Source organism: Nocardioides asiaticus, from assembly GCF_040049175.1.
GTDB lineage: Bacteria > Actinomycetota > Actinomycetes > Propionibacteriales > Nocardioidaceae > Nocardioides > Nocardioides cheoyonin.
Genome location: NZ_JBDZDM010000006.1, coordinates 135,216 through 152,977, shown reverse-complemented (window position 1 = coordinate 152,977; position 17,762 = coordinate 135,216). Strand labels below are relative to the sequence as shown.

Annotated in this window: 18 protein-coding genes; 17 read left to right on the top strand and 1 reads right to left on the bottom strand. The window is 69.3% G+C overall.

Annotation, left to right across the window (positions count from 1 at the left end; genetic code table 11):
• Positions 1 to 4 precede the first annotated feature (4 nt).
• The 3 genes from nusG (at position 5) to rplA (ending at position 2,175) form a co-directional block, all read left to right on the top strand.
• Positions 5 to 895, top strand: coding sequence for a transcription termination/antitermination protein NusG (gene nusG, locus ABLE53_RS20825; protein WP_348861069.1), 891 nt, complete (start codon positions 5 to 7; stop codon positions 893 to 895).
• A 74-nt stretch (positions 896 to 969) separates the two neighbouring features.
• The gene (gene rplK, locus ABLE53_RS20820) at positions 970 to 1,398 is read left to right on the top strand and encodes a 50S ribosomal protein L11 (RefSeq protein ID WP_348861068.1); all 429 of its coding nucleotides are present in this window, start codon (positions 970 to 972) and stop codon (positions 1,396 to 1,398) included.
• Positions 1,399 to 1,461: 63 nt separating this feature from the next.
• Positions 1,462 to 2,175 (top strand): 50S ribosomal protein L1, encoded by a 714-nt coding sequence (gene rplA, locus ABLE53_RS20815; protein WP_348861067.1) that lies wholly within the window; start codon positions 1,462 to 1,464, stop codon positions 2,173 to 2,175.
• Positions 2,176 to 2,248: 73 nt separating this feature from the next.
• On the opposite strand, the gene ABLE53_RS20810 is transcribed toward rplA, so the two are convergent.
• Positions 2,249 to 3,445: an MFS transporter gene (locus ABLE53_RS20810; protein WP_348861066.1), complete on the bottom strand. Its 1,197-nt coding sequence runs from the start codon at positions 3,443 to 3,445 to the stop codon at positions 2,249 to 2,251.
• A gap of 64 nt (positions 3,446 to 3,509) precedes the next feature.
• Between ABLE53_RS20810 and ABLE53_RS20805 the strand changes: the two genes are divergently transcribed.
• The 14 genes from ABLE53_RS20805 (at position 3,510) to ABLE53_RS20740 (ending at position 17,498) form a co-directional block, all read left to right on the top strand.
• Entirely contained in the window at positions 3,510 to 4,052 is a 543-nt protein-coding gene (locus ABLE53_RS20805; RefSeq protein ID WP_348861065.1) for a CGNR zinc finger domain-containing protein, read from the top strand.
• Between the two features lie 363 nt (positions 4,053 to 4,415).
• Entirely contained in the window at positions 4,416 to 5,108 is a 693-nt protein-coding gene (gene rplJ / locus ABLE53_RS20800) for a 50S ribosomal protein L10 (RefSeq protein ID WP_348861064.1), read from the top strand.
• 90 nt (positions 5,109 to 5,198) lie between these two features.
• A complete protein-coding gene (gene rplL / locus ABLE53_RS20795; RefSeq protein WP_348861063.1) occupies positions 5,199 to 5,594 on the top strand; it encodes a 50S ribosomal protein L7/L12 in 396 nt (131 codons plus the stop codon).
• Between the two features lie 351 nt (positions 5,595 to 5,945).
• Complete coding sequence (locus ABLE53_RS20790; RefSeq protein WP_348861062.1) at positions 5,946 to 6,905, top strand: ABC transporter ATP-binding protein; 960 nt, start codon at positions 5,946 to 5,948, stop codon at positions 6,903 to 6,905.
• Complete coding sequence (locus ABLE53_RS20785) at positions 6,905 to 7,690, top strand: MlaE family ABC transporter permease (protein WP_348861061.1); 786 nt, start codon at positions 6,905 to 6,907, stop codon at positions 7,688 to 7,690. The genes ABLE53_RS20790 and ABLE53_RS20785 overlap by 1 nt, the downstream gene beginning before the upstream one ends.
• Positions 7,691 to 7,695: 5 nt before the next feature.
• Positions 7,696 to 8,523: an MlaE family ABC transporter permease gene (locus tag ABLE53_RS20780; RefSeq protein ID WP_348861060.1), complete on the top strand. Its 828-nt coding sequence runs from the start codon at positions 7,696 to 7,698 to the stop codon at positions 8,521 to 8,523.
• Positions 8,520 to 9,884: an MCE family protein gene (locus ABLE53_RS20775; RefSeq protein WP_348861059.1), complete on the top strand. Its 1,365-nt coding sequence runs from the start codon at positions 8,520 to 8,522 to the stop codon at positions 9,882 to 9,884. The genes ABLE53_RS20780 and ABLE53_RS20775 overlap by 4 nt, the downstream gene beginning before the upstream one ends.
• A complete protein-coding gene (locus tag ABLE53_RS20770; protein ID WP_348861058.1) occupies positions 9,884 to 10,921 on the top strand; it encodes an MCE family protein in 1,038 nt (345 codons plus the stop codon). The genes ABLE53_RS20775 and ABLE53_RS20770 overlap by 1 nt, the downstream gene beginning before the upstream one ends.
• Positions 10,918 to 11,883: an MCE family protein gene (locus ABLE53_RS20765; protein WP_348861057.1), complete on the top strand. Its 966-nt coding sequence runs from the start codon at positions 10,918 to 10,920 to the stop codon at positions 11,881 to 11,883. Before ABLE53_RS20770 ends, ABLE53_RS20765 begins: the two co-directional genes overlap by 4 nt.
• Positions 11,880 to 13,016 carry an MCE family protein gene (locus tag ABLE53_RS20760; protein WP_348861056.1) on the top strand — a complete coding sequence of 379 codons (1,137 nt, stop codon included), beginning with the start codon at positions 11,880 to 11,882 and terminating at the stop codon, positions 13,014 to 13,016. The genes ABLE53_RS20765 and ABLE53_RS20760 overlap by 4 nt, the downstream gene beginning before the upstream one ends.
• Complete coding sequence (locus ABLE53_RS20755) at positions 13,013 to 14,590, top strand: MCE family protein (RefSeq protein WP_348861055.1); 1,578 nt, start codon at positions 13,013 to 13,015, stop codon at positions 14,588 to 14,590. Before ABLE53_RS20760 ends, ABLE53_RS20755 begins: the two co-directional genes overlap by 4 nt.
• Entirely contained in the window at positions 14,587 to 15,885 is a 1,299-nt protein-coding gene (locus ABLE53_RS20750) for an MCE family protein (RefSeq protein ID WP_348861054.1), read from the top strand. The genes ABLE53_RS20755 and ABLE53_RS20750 overlap by 4 nt, the downstream gene beginning before the upstream one ends.
• A 3-nt stretch (positions 15,886 to 15,888) precedes the next feature.
• Positions 15,889 to 16,527, top strand: coding sequence for a hypothetical protein (locus ABLE53_RS20745; RefSeq protein ID WP_348861053.1), 639 nt, complete (start codon positions 15,889 to 15,891; stop codon positions 16,525 to 16,527).
• A gap of 8 nt (positions 16,528 to 16,535) precedes the next feature.
• Positions 16,536 to 17,498, top strand: coding sequence for a J domain-containing protein (locus tag ABLE53_RS20740; protein WP_348861052.1), 963 nt, complete (start codon positions 16,536 to 16,538; stop codon positions 17,496 to 17,498).
• Positions 17,499 to 17,762: the final 264 nt, after the last annotated feature.

Below are 17,762 nucleotides of genomic sequence, written 5' to 3'. Positions count from 1 at the left end.
AGGTATGGAGCAGCGCGTGTCTGAGCAGGACTACACCGAAGAGACGGTGACGTCGGGGACCCCCGAGGTCGAGCCGTCCACCGACGCTGCCGCCGCGCAGGAGGAGACTGCTGAGCCCGGCGACGTGGTCTCGGACGGCACGGACGAGGTCATCGAGCCCGACACCTTCGACGCCGAGCTCGACGAGGCGGTCGAGGAGGCCGGCGACGAGACTATCGACGCCGAGGACGAGGCCGTCGAGGGCGACGGGGCCGAGGCCGCCGAGGACGACCCGCTCGAGGCGTTCCGCCGCGAGCTGTGGAGCAAGCCGGGCGACTGGTTCGTCGTGCACACCTACTCCGGCATGGAGAACCGGGTGAAGTCGAACCTCGAGAACCGCATCGTCTCCCTCAACATGGAGGACTACATCCACGAGATCGTGGTCCCCACCGAGGAGGTCGCGGAGATCAAGAACGGCCAGCGCAAGATGGTCAAGCGGACCGTCCTGCCCGGCTACGTCCTGGTCCGCATGGACCTCACCGACGAGTCCTGGGCGGCCGTGCGCCACACGCCGTCCGTCACCGGGTTCGTCGGCCACAGCCACCAGCCGGTCCCGCTGTCGATGGCCGAGGTCGAGAGCATGCTCGCCCCCGCCGTCGTGGCGCAGGCCGAGGCCGAGAAGGCCGCCGCCGAGGGCGCCGCTCCGGCCGGTGGCACGACGACCGCCAAGAAGCCCGTCGAGGTCGCCGACTTCGGCGTGGGTGACTCCGTCATGGTCGTGGACGGCCCGTTCGCCACGCTCCACGCGACGATCACCGAGCTCAACGCGGAGTCCCAGAGGGTCAAGGCCCTCGTCGAGATCTTCGGCCGGGAGACCCCGGTCGAGCTGAGCTTCAGCCAGATCCAGAAGGTCTGAGCCTCAGCAGCCCGTGTGGCAGAGGGGTACGCCGTACGCCCTCGTCATGACCACGAGAAGGAAGAGAACAAGGAATGCCTCCGAAGAAGAAGATCGCTGCGCTGGTCAAGGTGCAGCTCCAGGCCGGTGCCGCGACCCCGGCCCCGCCGGTCGGTACCGCCCTCGGTCCGCACGGCGTCAACATCATGGAGTTCTGCAAGGCCTACAACGCCCAGACGGAGTCCATGCGCGGCAACGTGATCCCGGTCGAGATCACGATCTACGAGGACCGCAGCTTCGACTTCATCACGAAGACCCCGCCGGCCGCCGAGCTGATCAAGAAGGCCGCCGGGCTTTCCAAGGGATCCTCGGTCCCGCACAAGGACAAGGTCGGCAAGCTGACCAAGGACCAGGTGCGCGAGATCGCCCAGACCAAGATGCCCGACCTCAACGCGAACGACATCGAGGCGGCCATGAAGATCGTCGAGGGCACCGCCCGCTCGATGGGCGTCACCACCGACTGATCACTCAGTGGGAGGGCCAGCGCTGGCCCATTCACCACGACTTTCGAAAGCAGAGGAAGAATCATGCAGCGCAGCAAGACCTACCGCGCGGCTGCGGAGACGTTCGACAAGAACGAGCTCTACGCGCCGCTCGAGGCGATCAAGATCGCCAAGAACGCCAGCAAGAAGAAGTTCGACGAGACCGTTGACGTCGTCATGCGGCTCGGCGTCGACCCGCGCAAGGCCGACCAGATGGTCCGCGGCACCGTCAACCTGCCGCACGGCACCGGCAAGACCGCCCGCGTGCTCGTGTTCGCGCAGGGCGACAAGGCCGAGGCCGCCCGTGCCGCCGGCGCCGACTTCGTCGGTGCCGACGACCTGATCGAGAAGGTCTCCGGCGGCTGGCTCGACTTCGACGCCGTCGTCGCGACGCCGGACATGATGGGCAAGGTCGGCCGCCTCGGCCGCGTCCTGGGCCCCCGCTCCCTGATGCCGAACCCGAAGACCGGCACCGTCACCCCGGACCCGGCCAAGGCCGTGACCGACATCAAGGGCGGCAAGATCGAGTTCCGCGTCGACCGTCACGCGAACCTCCACTTCATCATCGGCAAGGCCTCCTTCCCGGAGAGCCAGCTCGCGGAGAACTACGCCGCTGCGCTCGAGGAGGTCCTCCGCCTCAAGCCGGCCAGCTCCAAGGGCCGGTACGTCAAGAAGGTCACCGTCTCCACGACCATGGGCCCCGGTGTCCAGGTCGACCCGAACCGCACCAAGAACGTCGCGGCCGAGGACGAGGCCTGATCGTTCGGGACCAAGGCCCGTCGCCCCTCGTGGGCGGCGGGCCTTCGTCGTCCCGTACGCCGGGCAGCGCGGGTCAGCGGCCGGGCGTGACGGCGCGGGCGGCGATCGGCTGGACCGCCGCGAGCAGCAGGCAGAGCGCGGCGCCCGCGAGCCACACGACCGGCGCACCGGCGGCGAACAGCCGGGTCGACGCGAGCGGGCCGAGGGTCTGGGCGAGGCCCCAGCAGGTCCCGAACGCCGCCAGATAGCCCGCGCGCGAGCGGTCGTCGCACAGCCCGGCCACGACGGCGTACGGCGGGCCGAGCAGGAACACCTGGCCCAGGGCCACGACGGCGTAGCCGGCGGCGAGGAGCGCCAGGGCGTCGGCGTACGCCACGACGGCGAAGCCGCACGCGACGACGACGAGACCGAGCGCCATCAGGAGGAACGGCCTGGCGGCGGCGCGCCGGAGGAGGCGCTGGCCGCCGATCGTCACGACCGCGGCGGCTGCGAGGATCCACCCGGTGCGGGCCGGGTCGATCCCGCGCGCGGCGACCGTCAGCGGGAGCATCGTCGAGGCGAGGTTCCAGGCCAGGGCGCTGCCGGTCCCGACCGCGAGCATCACCAGCAGGCGCCGGTCCCGCCACGGGCTGCCGTTGGCATCCGTGTCGGCCCGCTCGTCGGCCGGCTCGTCGGCGGGCTCGTGGGTGGGCTCGCGCACGAGGAGCACGACGAGCGCGGCGGCCGCAAGGCAGGTGGCCGCGTCGGCCACGAACAGCAGCCGCAGGTCGACGCCGCCGAGGAGGGCGGCGAGGCCCCCGGCCGCGACCGTCGCCGCGGCCAGCGCGGCGCCGAGGAGCCCGAACGCCTGCGGCCGGCGCTCGGCCGGCACCAGCTCGGCCAACAGCGCCTGGCTCGGCGGCTCGTAGATCTCGAAGGCCAGTCCGAGCAGCACGGCACCGACCGCCGCGCCCACCACCCCCGGTGACGCGGCGATGACGGTGAGCGCCGCCGCGCAGCCGACCAGGCCGACCACGATGGTGGGGCGCCGGCCGAGCCGGTCGGCCATCCGGCCGCCGACCAGGCGCGAGGGGATCGTCGCCAGCCCGAAGAGCGCCACGACGCGGCCGGCGGTCGCCAGGGACGCGCCGTACGCCTCGACGAGCGTCACCGCCAGGAACGACATCGCGAACGCCCCGAGCTGGTTGACCGCCCGCGCCGCGACGAGCGCGACCAGGTCACGCGGCCAGCGCGTGTCATCGTGACTGGTCAATGGCAGAATGGCAGTCATGAGCGGGACGCTAGGCGATGTCGTTGTGACCGGTCAAATACATTTCGACAGTCACGTTCCGGTGGTGACCGACGTGGCCTGCCGGCTCGTCAACGCCCTCACCCCGGGTCACGACGGCGCCCGCTCGGTGGAGCCACCGCCACCGCGCGAGCGCGCCGCCGTCGTGCGCGCGATCCTCGAGCGCGACGACTACCGCCCGGCCGTCACCGAGCGGCAGGCGGACGAGCTGACCGCGCTCGCGGCGCGGGTGCGGCAGGTGTTCGACTCGGCTGCCAGCGGCGACGTCGCCGCGGCCGCCGACGTGGTGAACGCCCTCCTCGAGGAGTACGGCGCGGTCCCGCGCCTCGACGCCGCCCGCGGCGGTGGCTGGACGCTGCACTTCCACGGTCGGGACCCGGGGATCGTGGTCGGCTGGGGTGCGGGGATCGCCGCCGGGCTCGCGCTCGCCATCGGCTCGGACCTCGCGGGTCGACTCGGCGTCTGCTCCGCCGCGCCGTGCGATCGAGTCTTCGTCGACACGTCGAAGAACTCCGGCAGGCGGTTCTGCTCCACCCGCTGCCAGAGCCGGGTCAAGGCCGCCGCCCATCGCGCGCGGACGAAGGGCTGAGGTGTCGTCTGTTCGTCAAGGTATGCGGCCGAGCAGTCACTTCCCATGCGGAGCTCCGCCGGGGGAGTGTCGACTCGTCTGCATCCCTTGACGAACAGCCGGGCGATCGTCCCGTGGGTCTCCCGCGCGGTCCGCGATTTGTCCCCGCTGGGCCGGCCCCGCATACTTGTGGATGAAACCAGAGACCGCCGGTCGTCAGGTGCGCATGCACCCGATCGAAGGTTCCGCGAAAGGCGGACGGCCAGCGTAGGTGAAGAGCACGACCAGCCCTCGCGGCGAAGTGTCCACGCCCTGAGCCTGCGCTCAGGGCGTCTTTCTTTCCCGGCCCCTTCCCGGCATCTCGACAAGTCCGGAAGGAGACCCATGGCGCGGGCAGACAAGCAGGCCGCCGTTGCGGAGATCGCTGACGAGTTCAGCGCCGCGAGCGGTGCCGTGCTGACCGAGTACCGCGGCCTCACCGTCAAGGAGCTGAAGGACCTCCGTCGCTCCCTCGGTGAGAACGCCGACTACGCCGTGGTCAAGAACACGCTGGCCAAGATCGCCGCCAAGCAGGTGGGGATCGAGGGCTTCGACGACCTGCTGACCGGCCCGACCGCGATCGCCTTCATCAAGGGCGACGTCGTCGAGGCGGCCAAGGGTCTGCGTGACTTTGCCAAGGCCAACCCCAACCTTGTGATCAAGGGCGGGGTCCTGGAGGGCAAGTCGCTCGACGCCGCCGAGATCGCCAAGCTGGCGGACCTCGAGTCGCGCGACGTGCTGCTCTCCAAGCTTGCGGGCGCGTTCACCGCGACGCTCTCGCAGGCACTCTACGCCTTCAACGCCCTGCCCTCGAAGGCCGCGCAGCTCGCTGCCGCCCTCGAGGCGAAGGCCGCTGAAGACCCCACGATCCTCGCAGGTGGTGCGGCTCCGGCCGTCGCCGCCGAGGAGGCCCCGGCCGAGGAGGCTGCCGAGGCAGCTGCCGAGACCGAGGCCCCCGCTGATGAGGCCGCCGAGGAGGCTCCCGCCGCGGAGACCGCCGAGGCAGCTTCTGACGAGGGCGACACCGCCGAGGCCTGAGCCACCGCTCAGCGTCCCGGTCACCACCACCTGAAACCCCGGCCCACCGTCGTACGACTGAGGCGGGCCACACAGAAAGGAAACGCCACCATGGCGAAGCTCACCACCGACGAGCTGCTCGACGCGTTCAAGGAGCTCACCCTCATCGAGCTGTCGGAGTTCGTGAAGGCCTTCGAGGAGACCTTCGGCGTCACCGCTGCTGCCCCCGTTGCCGCTGTTGCCGCTCCCGCGGCCGGCGGTGCCGCCGCCGAGGGCGGCGAGGCCGCTGCGGCTCAGGACGAGTTCGACGTCATCCTCGAGGCTGCCGGCGACAAGAAGATCAACGTCATCAAGGAGGTGCGCGGCCTGACCTCCCTCGGTCTCAAGGAGGCCAAGGACCTGGTCGAGAGCGCCCCGAAGCCGGTCCTCGAGAAGGTCTCCAAGGAGGCCGCCGACAAGGCCAAGGAGGCCCTCGAGGGCGCCGGCGCCACCGTCACCCTCAAGTGACCTGCGATCTCTGATCGCCGCGAGCAGAGCTCTCTGATCGCGTGAAGCACCGCGGGACCCGTCCCGCATCCTGATCGGCCAGGCTGCCCAGCAGGGAACTGCTCGGCAGTACCGCGATCGCACCGCCCGAGGGCGGCCACTCCGGTGGCCGCCCTCGGCCGATTTCCGGGCTCCGTTTTGACCCGCCCGGACCGGGCCCGTCTAGGGTGGGCGCCTTGCCCGGGCCGGGGGCGGGTACCTCCCAGTGACGTGCGTCGCAACTGGCCCGTAACCCCGGTCACAATCGCCCGTTGTTACTGGGCAGTGGGGATGGAGGGCCCTGCACAGTCGGAGGAAGGGAGCAGCCCGACCATGGGTGTTGACATCGCGATCGACGGCTTGACGAAGAGCTTCGGCAAGCAGCTGATCTGGGGCGACGTGACGCTGACCGTCCCCCACGGCGAGATCTGCGTGATGCTCGGCCCGTCCGGGACCGGCAAGTCGGTGCTCCTGAAGACCCTCATCGGCCTGATCAAGCCCGATCGCGGCTCCATCCTCATCGAGGGCGTCGACATCGCCAGTTGCTCCGAGCGCGAGCTCTACGAGGTCCGCAAGCTCTTCGGCGTCCTCTTCCAGGACGGCGCGATGTTCGGCTCCATGAACCTCTACGACAACGTGGCCTTCCCGCTCCGCGAGCACACCAAGAAGTCCGAGTCCGAGATCCGCAACATCGTCATGGAGAAGATGGATCTCGTCGGCCTCGTGGGGATGGAGACGAAGCTCCCCGGCGAGATCTCGGGCGGGATGCGCAAGCGCGCCGGCATCGCCCGCGCGCTGGTCCTCGACCCCGAGATCATCCTCTTCGACGAGCCGGACTCCGGCCTCGACCCGGTGCGCACCTCGTTCCTCAACCAGCTGATCGTCGACCTCAACGCCCAGATCGACGCGACCTTCCTGATCGTCACCCACGACATCAACACCGCGCGGACGGTGCCCGACAACATCGGCCTGCTCTACCACAAGCACCTCGCGATGTTCGGGCCGCGCGAGATGCTGCTCAGCTCCGAGGAGCCCGTCGTACGCCAGTTCCTCAACGCGCAGAAGGTCGGCCCGATCGGGATGTCGGAGGAGAAGGACGCCGACGAGCTCGCCGCCGAGAAGGACATGGATCTGCCCCCGCTCCCGCCGATCCCGCTCCAGCTCGAGCCGTCCAACGGCATCCCGCGCCGCAGCCAGCGTCCGCCGGGCCAGTGGTGCCGCGAGCACGGCATCACGCCGCCGCCCGGGTCCTTCATGCCCGACTCGGTGCTGGCCGGAGGGGCCCGGGCCTGATGTCTGCCATCACCTCGGCGAAGGTGCTGGCCCCCGTCGGCACCGCTGGCAAGCTCTTCGCGTTCGGCCTCGACGTCGGGCGCGGGCTGTTCCGTCGACCCTTCCAGCTGCGGGAGTTCATCCAGCAGGCCTGGTTCATCGCGTCGGTGACCATCGTCCCCACCGCGCTGGTCGCCATCCCGTTCGGCGCGGTGATCGCGCTCCAGGTCGGCGGGCTGATCAAGCAGTTCGGCGCGCAGTCCTTCGTCGGCTCCGCCTCCGTCCTCGCGGTCGTCCGCGAGGCCGGGCCGATCGCGACGGCGCTGCTGGTCGCCGGCGCCGGCGGGTCCGCGATCGCCGCCGACCTCGGCGCCCGCAAGATCCGCGAGGAGCTCGACGCGATGATGGTGCTCGGGATCGACCCGATCCAGCGCCTCGTCGTGCCGCGCGTGCTCGCGGCGATGCTCGTGTCGGTCTTCCTCAACGGCCTCGTCAGCGTCGTCGGCGTCGCCGGAGGCTACGTCTTCAACGTCATCCTCCAGCACGGCACGCCCGGCTCCTACATCGCCAGCTTCACCGCGCTCGCGCAGATGGCCGACGTCTGGCAGGGCCTCGCGAAGGCGCTCGTCTTCGGGCTCATCGCCGCGATCGTCGCCGCCTACAAGGGCATGAACGCCGGCGGCGGCCCGAAGGGCGTGGGCGACGCGGTGAACGAGTCGGTCGTCATCACCTTCCTCCTCCTCTTCATCGTCAACTTCGTCATGACCGCCATCTACTTCCAGCTCGTGCCGAGCAAGACCGGGTGAGGGCCATGGCGAACATCAAGGCCGTCTACGAGAAGCCCGCGAAGTCGCTCGACCAGCTGGGCGCCCAGCTGGCGTTCTACCTGCGCGCGCTCGCCTGGTCGCCGCGGACGCTACGCCGCTACAAGAAGGAGATCCTCCGGATCCTCGCCGAGGTGACCCTCGGGTCCGGCGCGCTCGCCGTCATCGGCGGCACGGTCGGCGTCATCGTCGCGATGACGTTCTTCACCGGCACCGAGGTGGGCCTGCAGGGGTACGCCGCGCTGAACCAGCTCGGCACCAGCGCCTTCTCCGGCTTCGTGTCCGCCTACTTCAACACCCGCGAGATCGCGCCGCTGGTCTCCGGCATCGCCCTCGCCGCGACCGTCGGCTGCGGCTTCACCGCCCAGCTCGGCGCCATGCGGATCTCCGAGGAGGTCGACGCCCTCGAGGTGATGGCCATCCCGTCGCTGCCGTTCCTGGTGACCACCCGGATCCTCGGCGGCCTGGTCGCGATCGTCCCGCTCTACGTGCTGGGGCTGCTGTCGTCGTACGTCGCCACCCGCATCACCGTCACGATGGTCTACGGCCAGAGCACCGGGACCTACGACCACTACTTCAACACCTTCCTGCCACCCGGCGACGTGCTGTGGTCCTTCGGCAAGGTGCTGGTCTTCTCGGTGGTGGTGATCCTCATCCACTGCTACCACGGCTACAACGCCTCGGGCGGGCCCGCCGGCGTGGGCGTCGCGGTGGGCAAGGCCGTGCGCACGAGCATCGTCTCGGTCGCGGTCATCGACCTGTTCCTGTCGATGGCGATCTGGGGCACCACGACGACGGTGAGGCTCGCGGGATGACCCAGACGATGGCGCGTACGGCGACGCAGCCCGCCTCCCGTCCGGCGCCGCGTCGGGTCACCATGCGCTCGCTGTTCGGCAGGCAGCGCTTCCGCGTGCTCGGGGTGATCTTCCTCTGCCTGCTGCTGTTCGCCGTGTGGCTGACCTATGCGATCTTCACCAAGAAGTTCAGCCACTACGACGAGATCACGCTGCGCACGGACCGGATCGGCCTGCAGCTCCCCGATCGTGCCGACGTCAAGATCCGCGGCGTCCTCGTCGGGGAGGTCCTCGACATGGCCGCCACCGACAAGGGCGCGACGCTGAAGCTCGGGATCTACCCGTCCCAGCTCGACACCATCCCCGCCGACGTGACCGGGGCGATCCTGCCCAAGACCCTGTTCGGGGAGAAGTACGTCTCGCTGGTCGCGCCCAAGGGGGCGACGGCGACGGCCGACTCCCACATCGAGCCCGGCGCGGTCATCAGCAAGACCCACGTCGCGATCGAGCTGCAGAAGGTGCTCCGCGACATCTACCCGCTTCTCCGCACGATCCAGCCGGCCGACCTCAACACCACCCTCAACGCCATCGCGACCGCGCTCGAGGGCCGGGGGGAGAAGCTCGGCACCACGCTCGAGACCCTCGACAGCTACCTCAAGCGGTTCAACCCGAAGGTGCCGCAGCTGATCAGCGACCTGCGGATGGCGTCGCGGGTCTCCGACACCTACAGCGACGCGCTGCCCGAGATCGCGCAGATCCTCCGCAACAGCATCACCACGGCGACCACGCTGGAGAGCCACTCGAAGGAGCTCACCACCCTGCTCACCGACGTGACCTCGTTCTCGCACACCGCCGACGAGTTCCTGCGCGACAACGGCGACAACCTCATCGAGCTCGGCCGGGTCAGCCGGCCGGTCGTCGGCGTGCTGGCGCGCTATTCGCCGGAGTTCCCCTGCCTCCTCGGCGGCCTCGACAACCTCGGCGGTCGGGTGAGCGAGGCGTTCCGCGACTACACGCTCCACATCACCCTGGAGACGCTGCCGCGCCAGCCGCGCGGCTACACCACCGCCGACAAGCCGCGCTACGGCGACGACCGCGGCCCCGCCTGCGGCCACCTGCCGAACCCGCCGTGGAGCCAGTCCAACCCGCTCACGGTGGTCCCGAACCTCAACGACGGGATCGACTCGCCGACCGGCAAGGGCACCGACCGGGCGCCTGTCGACTACACCACCGGCATGTCGTACGCCGGCTCGCCGGCCGAGACCGAGGTCCTCGACCAGCTGATCGCCCCGGGGCTCGGCGTCTCCGCCAAGCAGGTGCCCGACCTGGGCGCCCTCCTCGTCGGCCCGATGGCCCGCGGCGCGAAGGTGGGGCTGAACTGATGCCGAAGCTCCTCGACAAGCGCACGATGTCGGACCTGTGGAAGCTGGTCGTCTTCGCGGTCGTCACGACCCTCGCCACCGGCCTCCTCGTCGTCACCATCGGCAACCTGACCTTCGAGAAGTCCAACGACTACAAGGCGGTGTTCGTCGACGCCACCGGCGTCAACAAGGGCGACGACGTCCGCATCGCCGGCGTCAAGGTCGGGACGGTCAAGAACGTCGAGATCACCGACCGCACGCGTGCGCTGGTGACCTTCAGCGTAGACGCCGGCGAGCGGCTGGCGCCGACGACCAAGGTCGCGATCCGCTACCGCAACCTCGTCGGGCAGCGCTACCTCGCGATCAGCGACGAGATCGCCGACGGCAAGGCGCTCAGCCCCGGCGACACGATCCCGGTCTCCCAGACCAGCCCCGCGCTCGACCTGACCGTGCTGTTCAACGGCTTCAAGCCGCTCTTCCAGGCGCTCTCGCCCAACGACATCAATCAGCTGTCCTACGAGATCGTCCAGGTCTTCCAGGGCGAGGGCGGCACCCTCGACAGCCTGCTCGCCCACACCGCCTCGCTCACCTCGACCCTGGCCGACCGCGACCAGGTCATCAACGAGCTGATCGACAACCTCAACCAGGTGCTCGACCACGTCGGCAAGCGCGACAAGCAGCTCTCCTCGCTCATCGTGACCTTCCGGACCTTCGTCCACGGCCTCGCCCAGGACCGCGGCGCGATCCTCGGCTCGCTCGACCAGATCTCCGACCTCTCGGTGCAGACCGCCGACCTGGTCAAGGACATCCGCTCGCCGTTCGTGGAGGACATCAAGCAGCTGCGCAAGTTCGCCGGCTACATCGACGCCGACAAGGCACAGATGGACAAGGAGCTCCAGATCGAGCCGATCAAGCTCAACAAGATCGGCGGTACGGCGACCTACGGCTCGTGGTTCAACTTCTATCTGTGCAGCTTCAACGGCAACGTGATCCTGCCCGGCGGGACGAAGCTGCCGGTGAACTACTCCGTCGGCTCTGCGAGGTGCAACCTCGGATGACCCCCTTCCATGAGCGCAACCCCGTCAAGATCGGCGCCGTCTCCATCATGGTGATCGCGCTGCTGATCGGCCTCTCCTTCAAGGCGGACAGCCTGCCGCTGATCGGCGGTGGCACCACCTACTACGCCGACTTCGCCGAGGCCGGCGGCCTCCAGTCCGGCGACGAGGTCCGGATCGCCGGTGTCAGGGTCGGCAAGGTCAGCTCGATCGAGCTGGACGGCAACAAGGTGAAGGTCGGCTTCAAGGTCAAGACCGACTCGGGGTTCGGCACCGACAGCCGGGCGGCGATCAAGGTCAAGACGCTGCTCGGCGACATGTTCCTCGACCTCCAGCCGGCCGGGCCCGGCCAGCTCGACAAGGGGTCGACGATCCCGGAGAGCCGGACGCAGTCGCCGTACGACGTGGTCCAGGCGTTCAGCGGTCTCGCCGACACGGCCGGGAAGATCGACACCGACCAGCTCGCGAAGTCGCTGACGACGCTCTCCGACCTGACCCGGACGACCCCGACGTCGTTCCGGGAGGCCCTCGACGGCGTCTCCCGCCTCTCGAAGAACCTCGCGGCCAAGGACGAGCGGATCAACACGCTCCTGAAGAACCTCGACACCGTCACGAGCACCCTCGACGAGCGCGACCAGGACCTCGTCGCCCTGATGAAGGACGCCAACGCGCTGTTCGGGGCGTTGGTGAAGCGCCGCCAGGCGGTCCACAACCTGCTGGTCTCCACCACCGAGCTCTCCCAGCAGCTCAACGGGCTGATCAAGGACACCAAGGCCGACCTGAAGCCGGCCCTGGACCACCTCGACAGCGTCGTGGACGTGCTGAACAAGAACGAGGACAACCTCGACGAGACGCTGCGGCTGGCCGGCCCGTTCTACCGGGTCTTCGCCAACGTGCTCGGCAACGGCCCGTGGTTCGACTCCTACATCCAGAACCTTCCTCCCGTCCCGGCGGTGACCCAGTGATCCTCAAGAAGCTGGTCGTCCCGCTGGTCATCGCCGCGCTCGTGCTCGCGAGCGGCGTCTACCTGCTCTTCCACGGCAGCGACCAGAAGGAGCTGGTGGCGCACTTCCCGCGGACCGTGTCGATCTACGAGGGCAGCGATGTCCGGGTGCTCGGCGTACCCGTCGGGAAGGTCGACAAGGTCACGCCCGACGGCACCGACGTCGTGGTCACGATGCACTACGACTCCGACGTCCAGGTGCCGGCCGACGCGAAGGCGGTCATCGTGGCGCCCTCGATCGTGGGCGACCGCTACGTGCAGCTCACCCCGGCCTACACCAAGGGCGCGGTGATGGCCGACGGCGCCGAGCTGTCCACCGACCGTACGGCGGTCCCGCTCGAGCTCGACCAGATCTACAGCAGCCTCGACAACCTCGTCGTCGCGCTCGGCCCGACCGGCGCCAACAAGAACGGCGCGCTGACCGACCTGCTGCAGCAGACCGCACGCAACTTCGGCGGCCAGGGCACCAAGGTCAACTCCACGATCCACGACCTCGGCACCCTCACCAAGACGCTCGACGACAACAAGGACCAGCTCTTCGGGTCGGCGCGCCAGCTCGAGTCCTTCGTCGGCACACTGGCCAAGAACGACACGACCGTCCGGAAGTTCACCACCTCGCTGGACTCGGTCTCCAAGATGCTGGCCGGCGAGCGGGACGACCTCGCGACGGCGCTCCACAACCTGTCGATCGCGCTCGGCAACGTCACCACGTTCGTCAAGGACAACAAGGCCAAGCTGCGGTCCAACATCTCCGGTCTCAACCGGGTCGCGAAGGTGCTGGTCAAGCGCCGCGACAGCCTGGCCGAGACGCTCAAGGACGCGCCGCTGGCGCTCAACAACCTCTACCAGGCCTACAACCCCGACACCGGGACGCTCGACACGAACGCCAACCTCACCGAGATCGCCCACCAGATCACGTCCGACCCGTCGACGTTCCTGTGCGGGATCCTCTACCAGGCCGACAAGAGCGGGAAGTCCTGCAACGTGGTCAAGGGCCTGCTGCCCCGGGGCGTCCCGTTCGGGGCCGGCACCGGGTCGTCGTACGGCGTCCCCACCGACCCGACGCTCGGCGGACTCGTGGAGGTGCCGAAGTGAGGCGCCTCTCCACGATCCTGATCGCCCTGCTCGTCGGCACCCTCTCGTTGGGCGGCTGCGGGTTCTCCGTCTACGACCTCCCGCTCCCGGGCGGCGCCGACACCGGCAGCGACCCGCTGACGGTGAAGGTGCAGTTCGCCGACGTCCTCGACCTGGTGCCACAGTCCACCGTCAAGGTCGACGACCTCACCGTCGGCAAGGTGACGAAGGTCGAGCTCGACCACGGGGTCGCGGTCGTCACCATGGAGCTGCGCAAGGACACCGACCTGCCGGCCGACGCCCGGGCCGAGATCCAGCAGACCAGCCTCCTGGGGGAGAAGTACGTCGCCCTCTCGGCCCCCGCCTCCGGCGACTCCGGGCCGCGGCTGAAGAGCGGCGACACCATCCCGCTCGCCAACACCGGCCGCAACCCCGAGGTCGAGGAGGTGCTCGGCGCGCTCAGCCTGATCCTCAACGGCGGCGGCGTCGCGCAGCTCAAGACCATCGCCACCGAGCTCAACAAGGCGCTCGGAGGCCGCGAGGACTCCGCGCGGTCCGTGCTCGACCAGGTCAACAAGCTGGTCACCAACCTCGATGACAACAAGCAGGACATCGTCGACGCGATCGCCTCGGTCAACCGGCTCTCCAAGTCGGTCCACAAGCAGGAGAAGACGATCGACGCCACCCTCGACGAGCTGCCCTCCGCGCTGACCAGCATCGACGCCCAGCGCAAGGACCTCGTCACGATGCTCAAGGCGCTCGACCACCTCGGCGACACCGGGGTGAAGGTCATCAACGCCTCGAAGGACAACACCGTCGCCGTCGTACGCGACCTGCAGCCGGTGCTCACCGAGCTCGCCAACTCGGGCGACCACTTCGTCAACTCCTTCAACACGTTCCTGACCTATCCGTTCGTCGACGCCGCGGTCGGCAACAACCCGCAGGTCGCGCGCAACCTCCACATGGGGGACTACGTCAACCTCGACGTCACGCTCGACCTGGACATGCAGAGCCTGAAGAACCTCCCGGACATCCCGCAGAACGTCTGCATGACGGTGAACGAGCTGAGGAAGCGTTACGGCGGCCAGCTCAACGACATCCTGGACTGGCCGGTCAGCAAGCTGTGCAACAGCGACCTCGCCAAGTCGCTGTCGCAGTGCCAGCACGTGCTGCAGAACAAGCTCGCCGACGGCCAGGTGCCGCTTCCGCTCCCGGCCGAGTGCGCCCAGCTTCCGCAGAGCCTGACGAGCACGCTGAAGGACCTGCTCGGCGGGATCTCCGGCCAGCTGCAGAAGGGACTCGACCCCTGCAAGCTGTTGCCGGTGTTGTGCTCGTCGGCCGGCTCGGGGGACTCCACCGGGTCCGCTGGATCCGGCACCGGATCCGGCTCGAGCTCGGGCGGTGACGGCGGCGGGGTCCTGGGCGGCCTCGGCGGACTCCTGGGAGGCGGCTCCAACCGCGCGCCGACGGCGTACGCCACGCAGCGGGTGAGCATCGACCAGCTCGACAAGGCCTTCGACCCCTCGCTCGTCGCACTGATGGTCCCGGGTCTCGACACCGGTGACCCGCTCGACACGGAGGGAGGCACGCGATGATCACCCGTCGTACCAAGGTGCAGCTGCTCATCTTCGTGCTCATCACGCTGGTCGGCGTGAGCTTCGTGGGCGCCCGCTACGCGCGGCTGGGGTCCCTGTTCCTCAAGGACCACTACACCGTCGTCGCGCACTTCGCGCAGTCGGGCGGGATCTACCAGGGTGGCGAGGTCGACTACCGCGGCGTCAAGATCGGCCAGGTCGGCAAGCTCGCGCTGACCGCCGACGGCGTCGACGTCTCGCTCGACATCGACAACAAGTGGGACAAGATCCCCTCCGACACTCTCGCGGTGGTCGGCAACCGGTCGGCCGTCGGGGAGCAGTACGTCGAGCTGCAGCCGCAGACCGACGCCGGTCCCTACCTCGCCGACCACTCCCAGATCGCGCAGCAGGACACCAGCACCCCGCTGCCGACCGAGAAGCTGCTCGCCGACTCGTCGCGCACGGTCGACTCGGTGGACAAGAAGTCGCTGACGGTGACGATCGACGAGCTCGGCAAGGCGTTCAACGGCGCCGGCACCGACCTCGGCCAGATCCTCGACACCGGCACGGCGTTCGTCCAGACGGCCAACGAGAACTTCGACGTCACCTCCGACCTGCTCCGCGACAGCAACACGGTGCTGCGCACGCAGATGGACAACGAGTCGGCCATCAGGAGCTTCTCGAAGAACCTCGCCCTCTTCTCCGGCACGCTCGCCGGCTCCAACGACGACCTGGTCTCGCTCATCCGCAACGGCGCTGCCGGCGCCACCGAGCTGCGCACCTTCCTCGAGGAGAACCGCGTCGACCTCAGCGAGCTCCTGTCCGAGGTCATCACCACCGGCCGCATCGTCCAGGAGAACCTCCCCGGCCTGCGGCAGGTGCTCGTGGTCTACCCCTACGTCGTCGAGGGCGGCTTCACGGTCGTCGACCACGAGCCGGGCAACGGGCCCTACAACGCCCACTTCGGGCTCATCCTGACGAGCACCCCGCCCTGCCACGCCGGCTACGAGAGCACCCAGACCCGGCCGCCGCAGGAGCGCGGCGACCGACCGATGAACACCAAGGCGCACTGCTCCGAGCCGGCTTCGGAGAGCAACGCCCGCGGCGCCCAGAACGCGCCCAGGGCAGGTGCCGCCTACCGCGCGCCCGTCGTGGCGTCGTACGACGAGAAGACTGGGAAGCTCACCTGGGGCGACGCGACCGACGACCAGGCGAGCGGCACCGGTGCCAGCTCGGCCGACAAGCCGGCACCTGCCACCCTGGGGAGCGACTCCTGGAAGTGGCTCTATCTCCAACCGCTGACTGCTGGGAAGTGACACATGCCCACGGCAACCATCGAACGACCGTCCGCGCCCGCGCGTCCGCCCGAGCCCTCGCGCTCCGCGGTCCGCGTCCGCTGGGGCGTGCTCGCCGTGCTCGCGGCGCTGCTGCTCGCCTCGCTCGGCTACCTCGGCTGGCACATCGCCGGTGACGGGGAGTCGGCCGACGGCTCGCAGTCGCTGGTCTCGGACCGGGAGACGGTGCAGGCCGTTGCCAAGAAGTTCATCGTCACCGTCAACACCTACGACCCCTCCATGCTCGGCAAGGACGGCAAGACCATGCCGTCCTACCGCAGCGCGGTGGAGAAGATGCTGACCGCCAAGTTCCGCACCCAGTTCGAGCAGAACGTCCCGTACGCCGAGGCGACCGTCTCCACGCAGGGCGCCGGCCGCTCGGCCGAGGTCTACGCGACGGGCGTGCCGGCCATCGACGACGACACCGCGACGGTCATGGTGGCCGGACAGCTCACGGTCACCTACCCGAAGTCGAAGAACTCCACGCAGCGGGTCAAGGCCGGCAACCAGATCTTCCGGGTCGAGGTCGACCTGGTGAAGAGCCACGGCGACTGGCTGGTCGACAACTGGGGCGCCGCCGAGCAGGCGCCGACGAGCACCGGTGGTTCGGGGGTGGCACAGTGACAGTCACCATGAGCCCCACCTGGTACGACCTCCTCGACGTCGAGCCGACCGCCTCCACGGACGAGATCCGCGCCGCCTGGAAGGCCGCGGTCGCCGACCTCGACCCCACCGACCGCCGGTTCCGCAGGCTGAGCGAGGCCGCGGCGGTGCTGCTGGACGAGGACAAGCGCGCGGCGTACGACGCCGGGCTGGCCGAGCAGGAGGCGCGGACCGACGCCGCGGAGCCGGAGGCCGACGCCGAGCCCGAGACGGAGGCGACGACGGAGGGCCCGACGGAGACCCCGACGGAGACCGCCGGGGTCGATGCGGCACCGGCGCCGGAGACCGAGGCCGAGACCGAGACCGACGAAACGGGGCCGGCGGCGAAGGCTCGTACGCTCCCCGTCGTACCCCTCTGGGTCCTCGCCGCGGTGGCGGTGCTGACCGTGGCCGCGGTGGTGGCCGCGGTGGTCACGATGACGCGCGGCGGTGCCGAGAGCGGCGCGGGCGGCGTCATCACCGCCGAGAACCGCAACCACACGACGAGCACGCTCGACGACAGCTACGGCCAGGCGATCAGCCACGACCACGTGACGCAGATCGAGGAGAACGCCCAGGCGGCGCTGAGCGCGGCCAAGCAGGCGGTCGTTCCGGTGCTGTCCTACGACTACCGCCACCTCACCAAGGACCAGCAGCAGGCGCGGGCCTACATGACCGCGGCCTATCGCAAGCACTACGACCAGATCTTCGCGCTCATCAAGGAGAACGCGCCCCACACGAAGACCGTCGTGAAGACGAACCCGCCGGTCGACGCCGGCGTCGTCCACGTGTCCTCGGACCGGGTGCAGGTCCTGCTCTTCGTGGACCGCCCGACGACCAACGCGAAGACCTCGAAGCCGATCCCGTACCAGAACTACGTGACCCTGACGATGGCCTACGAGGGCGGCCGCTGGCTGGTCGACGACATGACGACGACCCCGGGATCGAAGTGACGAAACCGGTGATCGCCCGCCGCGACCTGGCGCAGACCACGTCGCGGCGAATCGCCGGATGTGCTTGACCTGGGGACGGGGACGGCGCATCATCGTCGGCGGTGTTACGTCTCCATCGAGGTCGACCGGGCTCCGGATGTTGAGACGCGCCCTGGGCTCGGGTAGTCTTGTGCTTTGCGCATGCCCTCAGATGCCCTTCAGCCTGCCCGGTGGCTGTCGGAGTGGTGGGCACGTGTGATCTCCACCTGCGAACCTCGTCGAAGG